The 2,380-nt window shown below is 37.2% G+C and carries 3 protein-coding genes; 2 read left to right on the top strand and 1 reads right to left on the bottom strand.

Translation table 11 applies throughout. The features are described from left to right. Positions 1-103: 103 nt before the first annotated feature. Positions 104-781 carry a DUF2225 domain-containing protein gene (locus tag AS180_RS21190; protein WP_035320500.1) on the bottom strand — a complete coding sequence of 226 codons (678 nt, stop codon included), beginning with the start codon at positions 779-781 and terminating at the stop codon, positions 104-106. A 212-nt stretch (positions 782-993) separates the two neighbouring features. On the opposite strand from AS180_RS21190, the gene dapF reads away from it, so the two are divergent. Both dapF and AS180_RS21180 read left to right on the top strand, forming a co-directional pair. Beyond that, positions 994-1,848 carry a diaminopimelate epimerase gene (dapF, locus tag AS180_RS21185; RefSeq protein ID WP_025909408.1) on the top strand — a complete coding sequence of 285 codons (855 nt, stop codon included), beginning with the start codon at positions 994-996 and terminating at the stop codon, positions 1,846-1,848. Positions 1,849-1,921: 73 nt separating this feature from the next. Next, a complete protein-coding gene (locus AS180_RS21180) occupies positions 1,922-2,287 on the top strand; it encodes a HesB/IscA family protein (RefSeq protein WP_025909407.1) in 366 nt (121 codons plus the stop codon). Positions 2,288-2,380: the final 93 nt, after the last annotated feature.

Here is a 2,380-nt window from a genome sequence, read left to right as displayed (position 1 = left end):
TTTATGGAAAAAATAAAACAAAGCCGTGAAATTTTACTCATCGTAAAATTTCACGGCTTTTTTCATCTCAGAGGAGGGTTTTGTCCCAGCCTCTTCTGTTTTGCTATGATATGCTACGAATCTCATGCCATCTTTCTTTAGTTCGCTCAAATGTTTTGCGATCGGGATGATTTTTATGTTTATAGATAATTTCTGAAAAATAGAGAAGCGCCTGCTGCTGAAACCCGAGCCGATAGTTTAGTTCTCCTATAATATATAACAATCGAACTTCGTTACTGTTAGAAGGGAACGTTTCTTCTAAATATGCTGTGGTGTAGCACTTTAATGCATGTAAAGCGAAAGCTCGCTCTTGTTGGATGTCATCAAGCAGTCGGTATAGCCAGCTTACTCGTAGCGTGAGGCTTGCGAGTACAGATGACTTTTCTTTTTTTATGTTGGCACAATAAATAGCCAGCTTGTAAGCATTTATTGCTTGTTGCAACGTTCGTTCTTGATCATATGGCTGGTAGCTCCAATTTTTTGTGACCTTTTCCTTAACTTGGTTTGCACTACCTGGAGGAAAAATTCTTGAGAATTGTTCTGTACTCGCATATCCACACTTTGGACAGATTACGACATCATATATGATAGGGTGCAGCTTTGGGTTTTCATAATAAATAAAAAAATCAGTATCGTATCTTTGAGCCTTTAAAAAGCGAGATCGGACTTTTTTAGAATAAAAGCTGTGGCTACACAAAGCACAAGCGATTTTTTTATCATAAAGAGGATGTAGGGTTTCCAATTCATTTCCTCCTTTTGAAGTTCAATGATTCTTTATAACTATATTATACACTTTTCGTTTCGTGTTTTGGGTCTTTTGTAGTGTTTGTGATAGAAAAATAAAAACTCCTTAACCATTTTGGCTAAAGAGTTGGGAAACGGGGGATGTTCTTATTGTTTCCTACATTGAATGATTTTATACTAAGACCATACTAAAAAATAATGGGTGATTAAATGAAAAAATTTGCTTTTACAAAAATGCACGCGCTTGGAAATAATTATATCTACGTCAATCTATTTGAAGAGCATATTGCGGAAGAAGATTTAGCTTCTGTTGCTATTAAGGTATCAAACGTCTATACGGGCATCGGGTCAGATGGGATGATTCTAATTTGTCCTTCTACTAAAGGGAATGTTAAAATGCGCGTATTTAACAACGATGGTTCAGAAGCAAAAAATTGTGGGAATGGCTTAAGATGTGTAGCTAAGTATGCATATGAGCATAATTTAGTAGAAACAGAAGAGTTTACAATTGAAACATTATCAGGTCTTGTCCATGCGACTGTTCATTTGCAGGATAAAAAAGTAAATGAAGTAACAATTGATATGGGGAAACCAAAATTAAAGCCAGCTGAAGTTCCAATGCTTGGATTTGAAGGTAACAGCATCGTGTCAGAGAAAATGGAGTTCGGTGGCGAAGAGCTTATAGGTACAGCTGTATCGATGGGAAATCCTCATGTTGTATTTTATGTAGAAAATATTGAAAAAGCACCTCTTCATACATTAGGACCAGTGGTTGAAAAGGATCCACGTTTTCCGGAAGGTGTAAATGTTGAATTTGTAGAGATTATGAATGAATCAGAAATGCATTTTCGCGTTTGGGAAAGAGGTTCAGGTGTAACGCAAGCTTGTGGAACCGGTGCATGTGCAGCAGTTGTTTCTTCTGTTTTAAATAATCTTACGCAAAAAAATACTCCCACAATTGTTCACTTGGCGGGTGGAGACTTAACCATTACATGGAAAGAAAATAACCATGTACTAATGAAAGGTCCAGCAGTTGTTATTTGTGATGGCGTTTATTACTATTAAGAACTGAAAGCAGAGTAGTTGTTCATCATGTACTCACAGCGTATACTTATAGGTAAAAGGAGGTCATCTAACTATGAGTCAAGATATCCTAGAAATTACAGAAGCGGCTAGCTTTCAAATAAAAGATATGATGAAAGAACATGAAGAAGAGAATGCTTACCTTCGCGTAACGATTAACGGAGGAGGCTGTTCAGGTTTATCATACGGAATGGGCTTCGCACACGAAGTTAGTGAAGACGATATGCAGTTTGAGCAACATGGCATTCAAATTCTTGTTGATAAAGAAAGTGTGCCGATTTTAAAAGGAGTTAAGATTGATTATAAGCAGTCTATGCTTGGTGGAGGATTTACAATTGATAATCCAAATGCCATTGCATCATGCGGCTGCGGATCTTCATTCCGCACGGCAGCGAACGCTGGTACACCGGAAGAGTGTTAATAAGGTGCTAAAAGAGACTGAGACATAAGTAGTTCAGTCCTTACTATACCTGAACGATTGAGAGTTCATAACTTTTAATCGTTCAGGTTTTTT

The organism is Priestia veravalensis, assembly GCF_001457055.1.
In the GTDB taxonomy this organism is placed as follows: Bacteria; Bacillota; Bacilli; order Bacillales; family Bacillaceae_H; genus Priestia; species Priestia flexa.
This window is presented reverse-complemented; position numbering and strand designations above follow the sequence as displayed.